The organism is Streptomyces aurantiacus (assembly GCF_001418335.1).
GTDB classification, from domain to species: Bacteria; Actinomycetota; Actinomycetes; order Streptomycetales; family Streptomycetaceae; genus Streptomyces; species Streptomyces aurantiacus.
This window is the reverse complement of record NZ_LIPP01000039.1, coordinates 1-18,870: the sequence shown is the minus strand read 5'-3', so window position 1 is coordinate 18,870 and position 18,870 is coordinate 1. Positions and strand designations below refer to the sequence as shown.

The window sequence follows — 18,870 nt, the reverse complement described above, 5'->3', positions numbered from 1 at the left end:
GGGTGCGGCGGGGTGGCGGTGGGCGGCGGGGGGCAGCAAAGACATGAGCCTTCAAGACATCATCAAGCGACGTCAGCAGGCCGACTTCGTCGGTCGTGAGGAACGGCTCATCGAGTTCCGCACCAACCTTGGCCTGCCGGTCGTTGATCGACGATTCTTGTTCAACATTCACGGCGACGCCGGCGTCGGCAAGACCTTCTTGATGAACCAACTGCGGAGAATCGCCGAGCAACACGGGGCGTTCTGCGGATACATCGACGAGAGCAGCTACGGCGTGCCAGAGGCGTTAGCGTCTCTGGCCGCCGACCTGGCTCAGGGCGGCGCTCGGCTGACCAGGTTTGAGCGGCGGTATGCGGCCTACCGCCGGCGTCGTCACGAACTGGACGCAGACCCGGACACGCCAGCCGGCCTGTCTGAAACCTTCACCAAAGGCGCGCTTCAGGTTGGCCTGCACTCCGCCAAGATGTTGCCGATCCTGGGGGTGGCAGCCGAAGTCGTCGACGTAGCCGCCGCAGCTGAGCAGATCGACCGGCTGCGGGTTTTTGTCGGGCAAAAGTTCCGCAACCACGACGACGCGCAGCTTGTGCTGTCACCAGCCGAGGCACTCACCCCGGTGTTCCTCGAAGACCTTTGCACGCTGGCGAAGCGGAAGACCGTAGCCCTGTTCGTTGACACCTACGAACGCACTGAATGGTTCCTCGACACCTGGCTGCTCGACCTGTTCGCCGCGCGCTACGGCGATCTGCCAGCCGATCTCGTCATCACCGTGGCCGGTCGGAGCGCGCTTGACGGGAATCACTGGACCTCCTATCACAGTATTATCGCTGATGTGCCGCTGACGTCGTTTACCGACGCCGAGGGTCGCACGTTCCTCGCCCGGCAGAATGTGACCGGCGACCGCGTTGTCGAAGTGATCCTCCAACTGTCCGGACGATTGCCTCTGTTAGTCGCGATGCTCGCCGAGGGCCGACCCGACAATCCGGCCGACGTCGGTGACCGCACCGGCGACGCGGTCGAACGATTCCTCAAGTGGGAACCTGACGGGCGCCGCCGCGCGACGGCGCTGGCCGGCGCCTTGCCACGCAGGCTCAACGAGGATGTGCTCGCTGCGGCCTGCGATGCGGATGACGATCGCAGCGAACTTTTCGAATGGCTGCGAACTCAGCCATTCCTCGCCGAAACAGCCGGTGTCTGGCAGTACCACGACGTTGTGCGCATGCCCATGCTTCGGTTGCAGCGCAACCGTTCCCCACAGCGCTGGCGCAAGCAGCATCGGCGGCTCGTCGAGTACTACCGCACCGAGCGAGCGGCACTGGGGCTGTCCGACGACAACGGCTGGTTGGACACCACCTGGCAGGACTATCACCTGGAAGAGACGTACCACGCCTTGTGCGCCGACTCTGCCGCCGCGCTCCCGGACGCCCTCAATCACGCCGTGTTCGCTCTCAGCGACAGCACGCCGACGGCGCGGCGGTGGGTTGACACGATGGTGGCAGCCGGTCGCGATTCGGACTCCCGGCTGGTTCAGACGTGGGGCGAGCGGCTGACACGCATACTGCCTGACGAGCACAGCGACGAGATCGCCTTCTTGACCGCGCTCATCGATTACGCCGAGCTCGAACCCGCCGCCTATGAGAAGGCACTTCAACTACGCGGCGACGAACATCGCCTCTCTGGTCAGTTCGATCAGGCACTTGCTGATTTCGAGCGCGCCCTTGAGCTGGATCAGGAGTCTCCCAAAGCCCTTGCCGGACGCGGGGAAGTCTATCGGCTGATGAATCGCTACGACCACGCCCTCGCCGATTTCACCCGCGCCATCGAGCTCGACCCTCAATATGTATGGGCGATCGCCAGCCGTGCCTACCTCCATTGGAGAATGGGGCGCCATGAAGTGGCCCTCGCCGATTTCACCCGCGCTATCAACCTGAACCCCGGCTACCACTGGAGCATCACCCTGCGCGGTGACATGTACCGTCGTCTCGGACGAAGCGAAAGAACGCTGGCCCTGGCCCAACGCACGGGCGGATTCGACGTCAATGACGCCTTTACCATACTGGGCCGCGGTGAAGTCTTCTGGTTGATGGGCCGATATGAAGAGGCACTCAGCGAATTCAACCGTATAATCGAGCGCGAACCCAACTTCAGCAGGGCCATCTCCAATCGTGCCGAAACGTACTTCCTGATGGGCCGGTACGACAGCGCGGTCATCGACCTGGACCGCGCCATAGAGCTCGACCCGGGCAGCAGTTTTCCGCAGTACTTGCGTGGGGTGGTATTGGTCGCGCAAGGACATGCCGACCGCGGCTACTTGGACATCCAAGAGGCGGTCGTCCTCGCGCAGCGAGAGATGCGCGAGGAGCCGGCCGAAGTATTGCACTCATGCCACTTGGCGATCTATCGAGCTGCGCTCGGCGATTGGGCCGAGGCGAGGGAGCTGCTGCTCGATTTCCTCGGTCAGAGCCAAACGCCATGGTTTGCCACCCATGCTCTGTTCGACCTTCGTGAATTATCGCAACTTCCCGGCGTAAGCCAGCAGCGAGTCCAGGAACTCATTCGACTCGTCGAGCAGCACGGCGTTGCCGAAGATTAATTCGCATGACCCTTTCAGGCTGCTTCGTCACCAGTCGCCGACTCGGCCCGCCCGTTTTATGGAAACCACCCAACGGCGTCGCTGCCGACAGCCCTGGAACCACGAACCCGCAGCTCCTTCACCTCCGGCGCGACAGGTCTCGTGGGCGTGCCCGACCACCGCTCCGCACGCCGACTGCACGCTTGCCCACCGGTTGTCCACCGACAGGCCTCAGCGACGGTTCTTCGAGCCAGGCCGTCACTGCGCCGGAAGACACTGAAAAAGCAAAAGCCCCAGGTCACGGCGAGTGAGAATCCTGGGGCTTCCACAGAGCCACCTTCAGGATTCGAACCCGAGACCTACGCATTACGAGACCGTGAGCGTTCGTGTTGCGTGGTGCCTCGTCGTGCTGTGCGGTGACGTTTTTCCTGATCAGATCATGTGCAGAGGTCGCAGTCCCTGTCGAATCTGCGGCGCGATTATGCTCGGCTGCCGGGCCTGGGGAAGGCTGCCGATGACCGCGCTCGTGTCGCGAACGGCGCCTGGGCCTGCCAAGTCGCTGGACTTGGTCTCGGCCTGGCGCTGATGAAGCCTGCACGCCGAGTCTCAAGGCCGGGCTGATCGAGGTCGACACGGACACCGCCACCCTCACCGCCGCATAGCCCCCGTCCAGCAGGCCGTGGCCCGGGACGGGTCGCCAGGCCGCCGTGGCAACACCAAAGCCAGAGAACAACACCAAAGCCAGAGAAGAGGCGCACCCTACACATCCCCTACCAGACATCGACCTGCATCTGTGCGACACCACCCGAACGAGGACGACACGCCTCGACCACTCCCCTCAGCGCGACTACTCCGACCAGAAAGGCAGATTCAACACCACGAAGGAGCAGGCCCCATGAGCATCACGGACACGAACTGCACGGCCGGCGAACACCTCATCCCTCCAGCCCCGCGGCCCGTCAACGGCACCGTGAAGGGCTCGGCCCGCAGCGAGCAAGCGGAGGCGGACGCCGCCCGGATCATCCTCCAGCTGGAGCAGAACCACGCCGAAGCCAACGCCGCCGGCCTCGGCAGCCCCGCACTGGACGAATTCCAGAACCTGATCGTCAGCCTCGTCGCCGAAGCGGACGACCCCAAGGCCGTCATCGCCCGCCTGGCCGAACTCCTCAGCGAACACGCCGAGAACAAGGCCTGCCTGCCCAAGCTCATCCAGGAGTGCGAGCGCCTCGGCCTCGCCCTCCAGCTGACTGACGACCCGGTCGAGGAGCTCCCCGAAATCAGGATCATCGACGGCGTCCGCACCGTCGTCGCCCGCTCCGACGAGGTGGGCATGGCATACGACGACGTCCACGCGATCGGCCGCTGCCTCACCTGTAGCGGTGAGCTGGACGACACCGCCCTCCTGTACTTCCCCGCCGATGCAGTCCTGACCTCCTCCGGCAGTATCCAGGACATGACCGGCGCGGACGTCAAGGTCTGCCGCACATGCGTCGAGGCATCCGGTCTCCCGCTCACCGCCACCCAGCGCGGCCCTGAGTGGATGCTCCGCTGGGCCTGCCTCCCGTGGTGCGTCAACGACCACACCGAGCCGTGCGCCGCGGACTGGCACAGCGCCTTCCCTGCCCGGACCAAACTGCGAGACGCCGCCATCGACTCAAGCAGGTACAGCGGGAACGGCAACGGGCTGCCGTGGCTGTCCGCGCAGGTAGTCGTCAGCAACGACAAACCGCAGGCGTACGGCCGCCACACTGAGGTTTGGCTGGGCTACGGCGCCCACGTGGGCGAGCTGAGCCCAGCCGAGGCACGGGAGGCACTGGAGGAGATGCGCGGCTTCGTCAACCGGCTGAAGCATGTGGTCGAGGAGGCGGCGGAGATCGCGCGGGACGACTTCGAGGGCGACCCCGAGATCGCGCGTCTCGACCGTGAGGCGGAGGAGCGCCGGAGCCAGGTGATCCGAAGCTCGACGGAGTACGCCGCCTAATCCAACCCCGCTCGGCGCAGACGACACGCCTGCGTCAACAAGGCAATCAGGGTACAAGCAAACCGGCACCATCCGGGCGCGGTACCGGAGAAGACCGCCCGGAAGCGTGCCCGGCCACCAGGCAGGCGGACAGGTTGGGTTCAGCCGAGCTGACATCCGTGAATCACAGTGCCGCGGAGAAACCGTCAACGTACCGTCCTTCCAGGGCAGTTCACGTAGGCACGGAGGCGCAATGGTCGCGAGGCGGTTGCTCAGTTACAGAGACGCGGTCGTGCTGCTCGGAGGTGACCCGCCGGCACTCGCCGCGTTGGACCGGGCCCTGGGCGGCGCCCTGTCACTGGCGACGGGCGGCGCGAGCGACACCGTACTCAACCTCTTCGACGCCCAAGGACAGATCCTGCGGCTGAGCCGCGACCTGACGGCGGGGCTGCGGGATTCCCTACGGTCGGTCGACCGCGCCGAACGCACTCAGCGGCTCGAAGCCGCGCATGCGGTGCTGGTGGTCACCGCGTACTTCACGGCGTTGGAGCAGGCGGAACTGCCCTTCGACTGGGCCGACGTGCGGCTGACGCGGCGTGAGCAGATCAGCCTCGCGGGCGGCGGGGACCGCCTTGGGCACGGCTTTGTGCAGACGCTTGTCGCCACAGCCGCGCCGAGGCCGGCACCTCATCTGCCCTACGAGGAGATGCTCAACGCGCTGGTGGGGTGGTACAGACGGCTGTCGGACCGGCTGCTGGACTTCGTACAGGGCCTTGCGGTGTGGGACCGCTTGAGCGGCACCGGCCAGAACGGGATCGTCCTGGCACTTGCGGAGTGCACCCGGGCGGCCGTCGACCAGTACCAGGAGCTGTACGCCCGACTGGCCACGGAGGTACCCGAGTTCGGCTTCTGGACCGGACAGGTCGAGCACCAGGCCACCCGGTGGGCGCTCGCAGGCGTGGAGTCGCTGCTCACGGGCCTGTCGGCGGCAGGCCGGCCGGTTGACGTGGCCGCCGCGCTGTCTTCCGCCTACCGCGCGGCGCTCTCGCGTCCGGTCCTGGCCGAGGGCGATGTCCCGATCGGCGTGTGCCTGCCCACTCTGGAGGAGGGTTACCTGGACCCGCATTTCCGGGTGCGTCCGGTCTCGGGCGGACAGAGCGGCCCCGCCGAGGAGGAGTGGTGGTCGCCGGTCCCCGTACGCGAGGACCTCACCGAATATCTGGCGGGCGCGCTCACCACCCCTGAGGCGGCGGACGCGCCTCTGGTCGTCCTGGGCCAGCCGGGGGCCGGCAAGTCGGTGTTGACGAAGGTTCTCGCGGCGCGGCTCCCGGCCGCCGGTTTCCTTCCTGTCCGGGTGATCCTGCGCGAGGTTCCTGCCGAGGCCGAGGTGCAGGACCTGATCGAGTACGCGATCCGGGCCGCCACCGGCGAGCGCGCGACGTGGCCCGACCTGGTCCGGTCCGCCGGCGGGTTGACACCGGTCGTACTCTTCGACGGCTTCGACGAGTTGCTCCAGGTCACCGGGGTCAGCCAGTCGGACTTTCTGGTGCGCGTCGCTCAGTTCCAGCAACGCGAGGCCGACCAGGGCCGCCCGATGCTGGCGCTGGTCACCACCAGGACAGCGGTCGCTGACCGGGCGCGTTACCCGTCAGGCGCCGTCGCCCTGCGCCTTGAGCCCTTCACTCGGCCACAGATCGCAACCTGGCTCACGATGTGGAACCGCACCAACCAGTCGTACTTCGCGGACCAGGGCATCCGGCCACTGTCACCCGAGGCCACCGAGCGACACGTCGATCTCGCCTCGCAGCCCTTGCTGCTGCTGATGCTCGCCCTCTACGACGCCTCGGGGAATCTGCTACAGCGCGACGACACCCCGCTGGACGAGGCCGAACTCTACGAGGATCTGCTCGCCGCCTTCGCCGCCCGCGAGGTCGGCAAGTCCGCCCCTGCTCTGCCGGATCATGACCTGGCCGCACGGGTCGAGCAGGAGCTACAGCGTTTGTCCCTGGTCGCCTTCGGCATGCTCAACCGCCGTCGGCAATGGGTCACCGCTGCCGAACTACAGGAAGATCTGGCCGCCCTCCTCGGGCGTCGCCCTGCCTCTTCGGCCGAGTTCCGGGCCCCGCTCGATCAGGCCGAGATCGCGCTCGGTCGTTTCTTCTTCGTCCAGCGGGCCCAGGCCGTACGCGACGAACAACGGTTGGCCACGTATGAGTTCCTGCACGCCACCTTCGGTGAGTACCTCGCCGCCCGACTCTCGGTGCACCTCCTGGTCGGGCTCCTCGACCAGCGCCCGGCCCTGTCCGTCGGTCCGGCCGCTGTGGACGACGACCTGCTGTACGTGCTGCTGTCCTACGCCCCGCTGTCATCCCGGCAGATGATGCGATTCGTCCGCGCCCGCCTCCAGCGCGTTCCGCCCGGCGACCGCGCCCAGCTGTCCACCTTGCTCATCCACGTCCTGGCCGCGCACACCTTCCGCACCGAACACCGTCACGCCGACTACCGCCCCGACCAGCGGGCCACTTCCTCCCGCCACGGCGTCTACAGCGCCAACCTCGTCCTGCTGATGCTCGCCGTCACCGGCGGCTTCGCGGTGAGCGACCTCTTCCCCGACTCCGACGACCCCGCGGGCACCTGGAACCACCGCGCCCTGCTGTGGCGCTCCGCCTTCGACGAGCAGGAGTGGACCGACTTCGCGCTGTCACTGGGTATCCGCCACATCTGGCGCGACGAGCGCCGCGACCTGTCAGTCGGGCCGGCCGGCACACCTCCGGGATCTCCCGAGGAGGTCGACCTGTACTGGCTGTACCGCTACCCACCGGGGCATCCGGAACGGGGGCGCGCCAGTTGGCAAAGGCCCTACTGGGACCAGGTGCGATACAAGATCGATGTCTCGGGCGGCACGAATGACGCCGTCGTCCGGCACGCGCTCGACCCGGTCTTCAACTGGCTGGGATCCACGCTGACCACGTTCACCGGCATCGGCGACGAGCCGGCCTCGTCCGTCGCCCACGACCTGCTGGAACTGTGGTTCGCGAGCCGGCTGGGAGCGACGAACGAGGAATTGACCGGCCTCTACAGTCGATTTGACAGATCCCGAGGAAGAGAAGATCTTCTCGCCCGGCCGTTCTCCGACCCCACGACCGAGAGCCGAGTGTTCCTGCTGGTGCTGGAACTGCTGTCGGTCGACGCACCCCGGCTCCCGACGGAGCTCGTGGTTCGGCTCTTGGAAAGTGCGACGCTCTTCGCCGGTACGGCCGAAAGGACGGCCGAAAAAGTGAACGAACGCGTGCTGTCGATCTGCCTGGCACTTCTCACGGCGGACAGCGCCCTGCAGCCCGATGTGCGTCAGGAACTCACGGAACTTGCGAGAATGGCGACGCACCCAATGGCCTCGAATCCTGGGCAGGCCGCGGCCAATTGGGTCAAGGTCCACGATTCCGGCCTGGCCGACGAGATCCTCGGCGACAGTCCCGAAGAGTTCCTGTACGCCGATCCCTCGGATCTCCGTGCCGTCCCGCCAGGACTCCTGAGCCGAATACGGCGAATCATCGAGGCCAGTTACCCGCATCTGACAGCGGAACTGAGCAGCGTATGGCTCTCTTGACAGCTGGCAGAACGGCTGACCAGCGGAGTTGCAGGTCGGCCCAACTCCGGACGGCCGCCCACCGCATCCAGCCAGTGACGGGACACTGGACACCGGCCTCCGTCCTCGCCGGCCGACGCCTCACCGTTTCTGCGTCCGTCAGGCCCGTCAGGTCTGTCAGGTCTGTCAGAGAAACCCGACCCGTGTACCCAGATAGCATCCGGTGGGACGACAGGAAGATAAGACTCGACCAAGTCAGGGGAACGGGCCGGAGTGACAACCGGAGTGACAGGTGGGACGGCGCGGTTGCGAGTACCGGTGGGCGAGGACGCCGAACGGTGGGTCACACGCGTGGGCTGTCGTCGCGTCCTGTTCATCGTGCACAACGTGACCTCCGCGACTCGCCTGCTGGACGTGCTTCCGCTTTTCCACAGCGATGTTCGCGTGCAGATGTTCGCCACCTGCACGGGTTCGTCTCCTTTCCTGGCCGGAGTGCCGGAGTTGTTGGCTCAGGCGGGGTTGCCTGTCCTGCCTTGGGAGCAAGCGAAGGACACGGAGTTCGATCTGGCGGTGGCCGCGAGCTATGGCGGCGAACTGGGCTCTGCACGCGGCAAGTTGGCCATTTTGTCCCATGGGGCCGGATACAATAAAAGGCTGGCGACACCGGACACCGGACACCGGACACCGGACACCGGACACCGGACGTCCTGCGGTCTTCGGCCTGGCGCCGGACTGGCTCCTGGAGGACGGGCGTCCGCTCGCTACCGCCACGGTGCTGTCCCACCCCGAACAGCTGGAGAGGCTCCGCTCGGCCTGCCCCGAGGCGGTACCCACAGCGGTACTCGCCGGGGACCCGTGCTACGACCGTATCCTCGCCGCTCTCCCCCAACGGGACCGATTCCGCCGTGCGCTGGGCGTGGGACCCGGCCAGCGGCTGATCGTCGTCAGCTCGACCTGGGCACCGCGTTCCCTCTTCGGCGGTGCCGGGGCAGCAGAAGCGGGCGAGCCGGGTGCGGACGATCTGCTGCCCTGGCTGCTGTCACGTCTGGCGACGGAGCTGCCGGCCGACGAGTACCGGAAGACCGCTGTCCTGCATCCGAACATCTGGTACGGCCACGGTCCTGGCCAGGTCCGTGCATGGCTGGACAACGCGCGGCGAGCCGGCCTTGAGGCGATCCCGCCGCTCGACGGGTGGAGACAGTCCCTGATCGCCGCCGACTGTGTCCTCGGGGACCACTCCAGCGTCACCTACTACGCGGCCTCCATGGGCATCCCCGTCCTCCTCGGAGCGTTCCCGCAGGAGGACCTCGACCCGCTCTCCCCGGTGGCCGCCCTCGGCCGTACGGCTCCCGGCCTCCTCCGCCGCGGCAGCCTCCGCGCACAGATCGACCGGGCGATCACCTCGCACAACCCCAGCCGCTACAAGGAACTGGCGGAGCAGACCAGTTCGTCACCAGGAGAGTCGGCCGCCCTGCTGCGCCGCCTGTTCTACGGCCTCATGGACATACCCGAACCCGAAGGGCACCCGGCGCTGCTCGAACCGCTGCCACTGCCGCCGTACCTCCCCGCCCGCGTCACCGCGCCGATCCGCGTCCTCGCCCGGCAGATCAGTTCGGATCCGCCGGAACTCGCCCTCGTCCGGTACGCCGTCGTCGGCGACGAGCCCGACCCCTCGGAAGATACGGCGGCGCTGTCGGAAGATCCGGCGGCGCCGGTCGACACCGCGCACACGGTGGCCGACGAGGAGACACGGGAGACCGGCCGGCTGCGCGTCGCCGACGTCGTCGTACGGCACGCGGCCGGGGACGACCCACGGCTCGGCCCGCCGGCCGTATGGACGTCGGAGGCGCTCGACCGCTATCCGTACTGCGGACTGGTCGCCTATGTCGACGGCCCGGACCGCTGTGTCGTACGCACCCGCGAGGGACACCTCGTACGACTGTCCGCCGCCACGGAGCCCGACGGGCGGCCCGACCTGTGCGATCCCGCCGTCTACGCTTCCGCGCTGTACGCCTGGCTCGCGAGCGGGCAGCCCCTGGGCGATGCCCTCCCCGCGATCACCGTACGCACCGGTGCCGCGGCACATCACGTCACCGTCGAACTGTTGCCGCCGTCCGCACCGCCGTCCCCACCACCGGCCGGGTCTCATGCCTCCGGTTCGGCGAGCCCCGTCCGGATCCGCTCGGCACCGACCCGGTCACCGTTCGCCTCGTAGTGCACGGCGGCGGTGCGAAGATCCTCCGCCGCCTCCGCCGGACGGTCCGAGAGACGATGGCACCGGGCCCTCGACTCGAAGGCGACGGCGAGTTGCAGCCCCGCACCTGCCGTCTCCATGGCCTCGACCGCCTTGTCCAGGCACACCCGTGCGAGGTCCGGGTCCCCCGCGTCCAGGTGCACCTCGCCCAGGCTCATGTAGACCCGTCCCTCGTTGTAGGCGTCGCCACCGTCGGGCAGCCGACGGAACCGCACCAGCGCGTCGTTGAGCCGGGCGAGGGCCTCCGCGAAGTGCCGTTGCTTCGTCCGGGCACGGCCGATGTGATGCTCCAGCAGGGCCGTGGCACGAGGCAGGTCCTCCCACCCGTCGTCGCCCTCCCGGATGCGCCCCAGGATCTCCCGCGCCTCCTCGAAGCACCGCTGCGCCTCCGCGTACTTCCACCGCTTGAGGCGGAGCAGCCCCAGGGCCTCGACTGCGCTCGCCCGCCCGCGATGGTGGCCGCAGGCCTCGTCCGCGACCATGGCCTCCGCGAGGGTCTCCTCGGCGTCGTCCGCCCGCCCGGCTCCCATCTGACCGAAGGCCAGTTGCACCAGCATCCGGCCCACCGCCCGCCGGTCACCGAACTCCGCGGCGCAGCGCCGGGCGGCCGCCACCCCTAGCAGGTGTGTGTCGATCCACTGGGCGTGGAAACCGAGCAGCAGATGCAGACCCCACATCGCCTCGCACAACTGCCATACGAGATCGTCGAAGCCGTGGTGATCGGCCGCCCTGATGACGGCCGCGAGGTTCTCCCGCTCACGACGCAGTTCCGCCAGCGCGCGCTTGCCGTCCGCCGGATCACGGTCCTGTGGCAGAACGAGTGCCCGATAGGCGGGGCCGAGCCGCCAGCGCAACGGCATGACCCGGAAGTCCGCCTCCGCCGCCCACCGCAGCTGCGCGACCGCCACCCGACGGACCCCGGCGGACATGCGGCCATGCCCGTCCTCGGCCACCGCGAGCTCACGTGCGTGCGCCCGCGCCAGATCGTGGAAGCGGTAGCGCTCCTCACCGACCTCTTCCAGCAGATGCACCCTGGCCAACTGCTCCAGCAGTTCCCGGGCTCGGTCCTCCTGCACGCCGGCGGCATGGGCGGCGCACATGACGGTCACGGTCGGCCATGCCCACCCCGCGATCGCACGGTAGAAGGCGGCGCACTCGGGAGTCAGTTCGCTGTACGAGGCATCCTGCGCGTGGCGAACGGGATCGAAGGCACCATCCGGGTCGTCGCCGCTTCCGGAACGCATGGCGTCGTCGCCTCCCTGGCCCTGGCCCTGGCCCTGGACCTGGCCGTGGACCTGGCCGTGGCCGTGGATCCGTTCGGACAGCTGTCGCGCCACTCGCTCCCAGGCCAAGTGCTCCCGGACCGCGAGACCGGCACCCGTGGTGCACAACGCGAGAGGAACGCCACCGGCCGCCCCCGCCACGGCCTGAACGACCGCGTCCGGAGCCGCCGCACGCTCGCTCCCCGCGACCCGCCGGAGCAGGAGGACGGAATCCGCGGTCGACAGCGGCCCGAGAACGCGCGGGCGGGCCCCGTGCTCAGCCACGAGGCGGCCCAGCCGGTGCCGACTCGTCACCAGGACGAGGCACCCGGGCGAAGCCGGGAGCAACGGGACGACCTGGGCATCGGCATAGGCGTTGTCCAGTACGACCATCATGCGTCGGTCGGCCGTGCAGTCGCGGAACAGATCCCGCTGACGGGCCTCGTCGCCCGGCACCATGGCGGGCGGAACTCCGAGCCTCTCCAGGAACCGCGCAAGCACGTCGGACGGCGGGAGCGCCGTGCCGGCGGACGCGCCGGCCAGGTCCACGAACAGGATTCCGTCGGGGAACCGCTCCCGCAGCGCGTACGCGCACTGAACGGCGACAGCTGTCTTTCCGATGCCGCCCGGCCCGGTGAGGGTGGCAATCGTCGGCGCTCCCGGTCGGGGGTCCGCGTCGTTCAGCAGTGTCGTGATCCACGCGATCACGTCCTCGCGGTCCGTGAACACCGCGGTCGCCGGCGGCAGCATCTGCGGACGGGAGGCACCGCCGGCCACGGCAGGCACGGCACGTGGCGCCAGCCAGGAGGCCTCACGGGCCCATTCCGCGACGTCGCGCGCGAACTCCGGTGATCTGCGGGCGACTTCCACCAGCCGTAACGCGGCTGCCGTCCGCTCCTGCTCGGTGACGGGCAGGGTGGGCTGCTCCTCACCGCCTCCGGAACCGGAGCCCGCTTCCCCGTCCGCGGTACGTGCTCGGCTCAGCAAGCCATAGAGCCTCTCGGAGGTCCGCCTGCCCATCTCGCCGCCCGCTCCGGACAGAGCGCCCGAAGCGACCGTGCCGACGGTCGAGAGCACCAGACTCAGCAACGGTTCCACGCAGGACTCTCCCAACTCGCCGTTCCCGCAATGGTATCGACAAGATCGGAGCACGGGCGGCCGAGTCGCTCGCGTTCCTCCGCGAGGCGGGAAGCTTCCTCTTGGGCGGGAGTTGCGGAGGTGACGATCGCGCTGGGCCGCCCAACCGGCGCTGCCCGGGTATGCCAACTGCCGCTCGTGGCGCGCGTGGCGTGCGTGGCGTGCGTGGCGTGCGTGGCGTGCGTTTCACGGGTGCCTCACAGGCAAGTCTCACCGAAAAATCAGGGTCTCGGAGGAATGTGCCGCGCATGCACGCACACAGATCACGCACCCCTGAGACCGAGCGCACACGCCGCTGGTTCATGAACCGGTCGCTGCTGCTCGGCGGTGCCGCTGCCGTGGCGACCATGACGGGCTGTTCCGGCGGTTCCTCGGAGACTGCGGGTGACGCCTCCAGCGGAGCGCCCAGCGGGATGCCCTCCGGCGGCCCGGGAGGCATGGGTCCGGGTGCCACTGAGGTGAAGTACGCCGACTTCGTCGGGATCACCACGGACGGCAAGGTCGTCGACGACCTGTTCTCCATCCACTCCACGGATGTCTCCACCGACAAGGTGGTCCAGGCCGCGCAGGCGTTCCTGGACGGGCTGGCAGCCAAGGAGCGCAAGGCGTCCGTCTTCGAGGTGGCCGACGACGAGTGGCTGGCCTGGAGCAACGTCGACGGCTACGAGCGCGAGGGCGCCCGCATGGGCGACCTGACCGAGAAGCAGCAAAAGCTCGGTTACGCCCTGCTCGGCACGGCGCTGTCCGCCGACGGGCTCGCCCAGACCCGCAACATCATGAAGCTCAACGCCTTCCTGGGCGACTACAGCGGCGGTGGCAAGGAGACGCTGACCGAGGGGCACTATTACTTCACCTTCATGGGTACCCCGTCCACGACCAAGCCCTGGGGCTTCCAGTACGAGGGCCATCACGTGGCCATCAACTACTTCGTTCTCGGCGACCAGGTCGTCATGACCCCGACCTTCATGGGCTCGGAACCGACCTCGGCCACCTACAACGGCGAGAAGATCACCCTCTTCAAGCCGGAGACCAAGGCCGGTCTGGCGCTGCTGCGGTCCCTGACCTCGGCGCAGCGGAAGAAGGTGATCTCCGCCGACGAGAAGGGCGGCACCAACATGGTGGCCGGGGCCGGCCAGGACAACCTGAAGCTGGCCCACGAGGGTGTCGCCGCCAAGGAGTTCACCTCTGCCCAGCGGCAGAAACTGCTCGACCTGGTCGGCGTCTACGTCGGTTACATGGACGACGGGCACGCCGCGGTGAAACTGAAGGAGGTGGAGGATCACCTCGACGACACGTACTTCTACTGGATCGGCGCGACCAAGGACTCCTCCGCCTTCTACTACCGGGTGCACAGCCCGGTCGTGCTCATCGAGTACGACGCCCAGTCCCCACTGGCCTACGGCAAGGACGCCCAGATGGGCGGCGGCGGTGGCGGTGGCGCCCCCAGCGGACAGCCCAGCGGACAACCGAGCGGTCAGCCCGGCGGGATGCCGAGCGGCAACCCGAGCGGGATGCCCAGTGGCAGCCCCGGCGGCGGCATGGGCGGCGGCACGCCCACCCAGCAACACATCCACACCATCATCCGCACGCCCAACGGCAACGACTACGGCGTGGACCTCCTCAAGCTCCACCTGGAGACCGACCACTGACGTCCGGAAGGCACCACGTCTCACTGCTGGCCCGAGTCGCCTCCCCGGCGCCGGGCCGGCAGTCCGGCCGCGGACGGGTCCTAGGGCCGGTAGCCGGACGTCTTGGCGATCCACGCGATGAAATCGCCGGCGTCCTCGTTGGCGCCGTGGCCCGCGTCCCAGTAGTAGAGGTGGCTGACGTCGTCGCCCAACTGGTGCGCGGCGGCGGCCAGGTTGGCGGAGACGGTGAGGGAGGTGTCGGAGTCCGCGGCGCCGAGGCGGATGCACCAGTGCTTGGTGCGGCCCGGGTTGGGCTTGTCCGCCAGGTGGTACATCGGGTTCATCAGCCGCAGCTTCTCGGGGATGTCGCTCGCCAGGCGGGCGCTGGTCCCCTTGTCCTTGCGCAGGCTGTAGAGGGTGAAGTGGCGGAAGGGGGCGGTGCCCAGACCGAACTCGTTGTTGATGTCCCCGGTCATCGTGTCGGAGGTGTCGGTGGGCAGCGGGAAGAGGTCGAACGCCGGGCGTCCTTCTTCCGCGCGCCCACGTGGGTGAGGAAGTCGGCCCAGGTGAAGGTCGCCTTCTTGCCGTCCCACGTGAGGAACGTGTTCTTCGCCAGGTACGTCTTGCGGTCCGCCTCGGACAGCGCCGCGAGGTACGTGGTCGCCGAGGGCCGCATGTACGTGGTGAGCAGGTACTCGTCGTAGAGCGGGCTGTCGCCGGACGCGCCGAGCAGCGCGGAGAGGGCGCCGCCGGCGCTGGTGCCGGCGGAGAAGATCCGGTCCACATTGCCGGGGACACGGCCCTTGTTGGCGCGCACGTACCGGACGGCGGCCTTCAGGTCGACGATGGCGGCGGGCGCGGTGCCGTAGTACTCGCCCGCGGAGTTCTTCAGGGTGCAGCCGCGCGCTCCCGGCTCCACGACGACGTACCCGGCGGCCAGGCCCAGTTGGGGCAGGCTGACCATCTTGCCGCCGCTGAGCTGGTCGGAGCTGCCGGACTCGGTACCGGAGGAGGCGGACGGGGTGGCCGAGGCGGAGGAGGAGCCGCCCGTTTTGCCGCCGGCCTGTGCGGTGAGGGCGATGCCGCCGATCGCGGCGACGCCCGCGGTCGCGCCGATTCCCACCACGACACTCCTGCGCCTGACTGCCCTGTGCTTCACGTTGATGCCCTCCTGAGTCTGTGACGGTTCCGGCATCTCGGAGGCCCCTGCTACGCAACCGCAAAGGTCACCGCCCCGCGCCCGGCTCGTCGTCGCCCCCGCCCCGGCGGACGCGCGGTACGACGACCGGCGACGCGTCGCCGGGGGCGCTGAGAATGTCGGCGTCGACGTCGTACAGCTTCTTCACGAGGGCTTCGTCGATCGTGTCGCGGGGCGTTCCGGACGCGACGACGCGGCCGTCCTTCATTGCGATGACGAGGTCGGCGTAGCGCGCGGCGGCGGCCAGGTCGTGCTGGACCATGACGACGGTGCGGCCGGACGCGGCGACCACGCGGACCAGTTCGAGTACGTCGACGGCGTGGCCGAGGTCCAGCGCGCTGGTGGGTTCGTCGAGCAGGACGACCGGCGTCTGCTGGGCGAGGACCATCGCGAGCCAGCACCGCTGCCGCTGGCCGCCGGAGAGCCGGTCGAGTCGCTCGCCGGCCAGTTCGGCGGTGCCGGTCGCCTCCAGCGCCTCGCGCACGGCGCGCTCGTCCTCGCGCGACCACTGGCGCAGCAGGCCCTGGTGCGGATGACGGCCGTAGCGGACGAGTCCGGCCACGGTCACCGCCTCGGGCGCGCGCGGTGACTGAGGGAGCAGGGCGATCCGGTGGGCGGCCTCGCGCCTGCCCAGGCCCCAGACGTCGGCGCCGACGGCGTGGACCGTACCGGCGTCGGGGCGGTGCAGCCGGGCGACGGCACGCAACAGGGTCGACTTGCCGCAGCCGTTGGGTCCGACGATCGCGGCGACCTGCCCGGCGGGCACCGTGAGCCGGACGTCCTTGACCACGGCGCGTCCGGGGTACCCGGCGTGCAGCCCGCGCACCTCCAGACCGGGAGGGGCGGGCGACGCGCCGGTTGTCGCAGGAGCCGTCACGGCCGCGCCGGCGGTCACAGGGCGCCCGCCGTCGTCGGCGCCGGCAGCAACAGCGGCAGCGGCAGCGGCAGCGGGAGATGTCGCGTCGGTCATGGGATGGTCATGCCTTTCCGGTGGTCCGCTCCGAGCGGAAGAGGACCCAGAGGAGGAAGGGCCCGCCGAGGACGCTGGTGACGACACCGACGGGGAGTTCGACGGGGGCGACGACACGGGCGAGCGCGTCGGCCGCGGCGATGAGGGCGGCTCCGGTCAGCGCGGAGCCGATGACCGGCACTCGGGTGGGTCCCGCCAGGCGTTGGGCCACGACCGGGGCGGCGAGCGCGACGAACGCGATGGGCCCGCCGACTCCCACGGCAATCCCGGCCAGGGCCACGGCCAGCGCGAGAGCGGCGGCGCGCACGACGCGCAGGTCCACACCGAGGGAGGACGCCACATCGTCGTCGAACCGCAGGAGCTGGAGGCGGTGTCCCACCGCAAGCGAGAGCGGCACAAGGAACAGGAGCGCGATCAGCAGCGGCGTCCCGACGCTCCAGTCCCGTCCGTTGAGGCTGCCGACCGCCCAGAGGAAGACGCCGCCGGCCGTGCTGTCGTTCTGGCGGGACATGACGAGGTCGCTGACGGCGCCGACGAAGGTGGAGACGCCGATGCCGACCACGAGCACGCGGTATCCGGCAGCTCCGGCCCCGCCCGCGCACAGGACCACGAGCATCGCGGCGGCGACGGCGCCGAGGGGGCCGAGCCACCAGTGGCCGACCATGCCGGTCGCGGAACCCGCCGCCGAGGCGACGACGGCCAGAGTGGCGCCGTCGTTGACGCCCACGAGGTCGGGCGTGGCGAGGCGGTTGCCCGCGAGGGTCTGGGTGAGGCACCCGGAGATGCCCAGCGCGGCGCCGACCATGAGGCCCGCGAAGATCCGTGGCAACCGGAAGTCGCGCACGATCATGACGGTTCCGGGGTCGGCGGTGCCGAGCAGCCCGGAGAAGGTCCGCGACAGGCTCATCCCGGTCGAACTCGCCAGCACGGCCAGGGCGACGAGGACGACGAGCAGCGGTACGAGGAGGGCGGCGGCCAGCACGCCACGGCGTGGGGCCAGCCAGGAGAGGGTGCCTGTGCGCAGCACGGTGCTGTCGGGAGGGGTGACGTCCGGCGGAGCGACGTCCGGCAGGGTGACGTCCGGCGGGGTGACGTCCACGGCGTGCGGCCGGCCCTGCCGCCTCGGGGGCCCTTGCAAGGGCCCGGTGTCCTGTGTGGTCCTGCCGCCGGCGTCCTTCATGCCGATGCTCCCGCCGTGGACAGGCGGTGTGAGCGGGCGATCCAGACGAGCAGGGGCCCGCCGACGAGAGCGAGCAGCACGCTGACGGGTGTCTCCCAGGGCCGCAGGACGATCCGGGCCAGGATGTCGGCGAGGAGCATGACAGCGGCCGCGATCAGGGCGGACAGGGTGAGTTGGGCTGTCAGCCGAGCGCCCGTCAGGGTCCGGGCGGCGTAGGGGGCGAGCAGTCCGAGGAAGGCGATGGGCCCGGCCACCGCCACCGCGCAGCCCACGAGCAGCGACACCGCGCCCGCGGCGGCGAGGCGGACCCTGCCGGGATGGTGTCCGAGCGAGCGTGCGCTGTCGTCGCCGAGCCCGAGCGCCGAGAGGGGACGCGCGCAGCCGAACGCGGCGAGCAGACCGAGGCCGGCCACCGGCAGCAGGGGGACGAGATCCGCGGTCTCGACTCCGGCGAGCGAACCGATCGTCCAGTAGCGGTAGGTGTCGAAGGTGGACTGCGTACCGAGCAGGACGTAGGCGGTGAGGCCGTGGAAGGTGGCGCCGAGCGCCGAACCGACCAGGACGAGCCGCAGGGGCGAGTCGGCGGCGCGCCCGGACGCGGCGAGCAGGAGGACGACCGCGCTGGCGGCCGTACCGCCCAGCAGCGCCCACACCAGGAGTGCGGCGGACGAGGACACCCCGAACCAGGTCAGCCCGACGACGACGGCGAACGCGGCCCCGGAGTTGACGCCGAGTAGCCCGGTCTCCGCGAGAGGGTTGCGGGTCGCGGCCTGGAGGAGGCAGCCGGCAACGCCGAGGCAGACGCCGACCAGGACGGCCGCGAGAGTGCGTGGCAGGCGCACCTCGCGCACGGCGNNCGACGGAGGCGGATCCGGTGCCGATGAGCAGGGAGAGCAGGACGAGTACCGCAACGAGGGTCAGGAGCAGGGCGGTTGCCCAGGGTACGAGGTCCGGCCGCGCCGTCCCTTGTTCGCGCTGCGGGGACCTCATGCGCACGCTCACCCCTTTCTGATTGTTGACATTAACGTTGACACAAAATTCTATGTAAGGTTAGCCTAACCTAAGCAATACCTCGTACTCGGTGACGCAGACCTCGCGATCACCCCCGTCGTCGAGAACAAACGGA

Annotated in this window: 10 protein-coding genes and 1 pseudogene; 5 read left to right on the top strand and 6 right to left on the bottom strand. The window is 69.2% G+C overall.

The features are described 5' to 3' along the window. Positions 1–43 precede the first annotated feature (43 nt). The 4 genes from AOK01_RS06640 (at position 44) to AOK01_RS06625 (ending at position 10,330) form a co-directional block, all read left to right on the top strand. A complete protein-coding gene (locus AOK01_RS06640) occupies positions 44–2,590 on the top strand; it encodes a tetratricopeptide repeat protein (RefSeq protein ID WP_055509425.1) in 2,547 nt (848 codons plus the stop codon). A gap of 874 nt (positions 2,591–3,464) precedes the next feature. Next, complete coding sequence (locus tag AOK01_RS06635) at positions 3,465–4,550, top strand: DUF6907 domain-containing protein (protein ID WP_055509423.1); 1,086 nt, start codon at positions 3,465–3,467, stop codon at positions 4,548–4,550. 232 nt (positions 4,551–4,782) lie between these two features. Further along, a complete protein-coding gene (locus AOK01_RS06630) occupies positions 4,783–8,136 on the top strand; it encodes an NACHT domain-containing protein (RefSeq protein WP_055509421.1) in 3,354 nt (1,117 codons plus the stop codon). A gap of 610 nt (positions 8,137–8,746) precedes the next feature. Next, on the top strand, positions 8,747–10,330 hold the full coding sequence (locus tag AOK01_RS06625; RefSeq protein ID WP_245702143.1) for a hypothetical protein: 1,584 nt from the start codon (positions 8,747–8,749) through the stop codon (positions 10,328–10,330). Here the strand turns inward: AOK01_RS06625 and AOK01_RS06620 are convergent. Beyond that, a complete protein-coding gene (locus tag AOK01_RS06620) occupies positions 10,261–12,729 on the bottom strand; it encodes a tetratricopeptide repeat protein (RefSeq protein ID WP_055509420.1) in 2,469 nt (822 codons plus the stop codon). The two genes, AOK01_RS06625 and AOK01_RS06620, sit on opposite strands and share 70 nt — an antisense overlap. A gap of 287 nt (positions 12,730–13,016) precedes the next feature. Between AOK01_RS06620 and AOK01_RS06615 the strand changes: the two genes are divergently transcribed. Beyond that, positions 13,017–14,417, top strand: coding sequence for a DUF3500 domain-containing protein (locus tag AOK01_RS06615; protein ID WP_055509418.1), 1,401 nt, complete (start codon positions 13,017–13,019; stop codon positions 14,415–14,417). Between the two features lie 80 nt (positions 14,418–14,497). On the opposite strand, the gene AOK01_RS46280 is transcribed toward AOK01_RS06615, so the two are convergent. The 5 genes and pseudogenes from AOK01_RS46280 to AOK01_RS06590 all read right to left on the bottom strand — a co-directional run. Beyond that, positions 14,498–14,872, bottom strand: a complete 375-nt coding sequence (locus AOK01_RS46280) for a hypothetical protein (RefSeq protein WP_055509416.1) — start codon at positions 14,870–14,872, stop codon at positions 14,498–14,500. Next, positions 14,869–15,522, bottom strand: a complete 654-nt coding sequence (locus tag AOK01_RS46275) for a hypothetical protein (protein ID WP_342671029.1) — start codon at positions 15,520–15,522, stop codon at positions 14,869–14,871. Before AOK01_RS46275 ends, AOK01_RS46280 begins: the two co-directional genes overlap by 4 nt. 100 nt (positions 15,523–15,622) lie before the next feature. Beyond that, on the bottom strand, positions 15,623–16,564 hold the full coding sequence (locus AOK01_RS06600) for an ABC transporter ATP-binding protein (protein ID WP_079103207.1): 942 nt from the start codon (positions 16,562–16,564) through the stop codon (positions 15,623–15,625). Positions 16,565–16,571: 7 nt separating this feature from the next. After that, positions 16,572–17,744: a FecCD family ABC transporter permease gene (locus tag AOK01_RS06595; protein WP_079103206.1), complete on the bottom strand. Its 1,173-nt coding sequence runs from the start codon at positions 17,742–17,744 to the stop codon at positions 16,572–16,574. Then, positions 17,741–18,599, bottom strand: a pseudogene (locus AOK01_RS06590) (FecCD family ABC transporter permease); the annotation flags it as partial. The gene AOK01_RS06595 and the pseudogene AOK01_RS06590, both read right to left, overlap by 4 nt. Positions 18,600–18,870: the final 271 nt, after the last annotated feature.

What these genes read in the sequence shown, in the direction of transcription:
- AOK01_RS06635 (WP_055509423.1), top strand. Translation starts at nt 3,465, where the DNA reads ATGAGCATCACGGACACGAACTGCACGGCCGGCGAACACCTCATCCCT.
- AOK01_RS06625 (WP_245702143.1), top strand. Translation starts at nt 8,747, where the DNA reads ATGGGGCCGGATACAATAAAAGGCTGGCGACACCGGACACCGGACACC.
- AOK01_RS46280 (WP_055509416.1), bottom strand. Translation starts at nt 14,872, where the DNA reads ATGACCGGGGACATCAACAACGAGTTCGGTCTGGGCACCGCCCCCTTC.
- AOK01_RS06600 (WP_079103207.1), bottom strand. Translation starts at nt 16,564, where the DNA reads ATGACCGACGCGACATCTCCCGCTGCCGCTGCCGCTGCCGCTGTTGCT.
- AOK01_RS06595 (WP_079103206.1), bottom strand. Translation starts at nt 17,744, where the DNA reads ATGAAGGACGCCGGCGGCAGGACCACACAGGACACCGGGCCCTTGCAA.
- AOK01_RS06630 (WP_055509421.1), top strand. Translation starts at nt 4,783, where the DNA reads ATGGTCGCGAGGCGGTTGCTCAGTTACAGAGACGCGGTCGTGCTGCTC.
- AOK01_RS06615 (WP_055509418.1), top strand. Translation starts at nt 13,017, where the DNA reads ATGCACGCACACAGATCACGCACCCCTGAGACCGAGCGCACACGCCGC.
- AOK01_RS06640 (WP_055509425.1), top strand. Translation starts at nt 44, where the DNA reads ATGAGCCTTCAAGACATCATCAAGCGACGTCAGCAGGCCGACTTCGTC.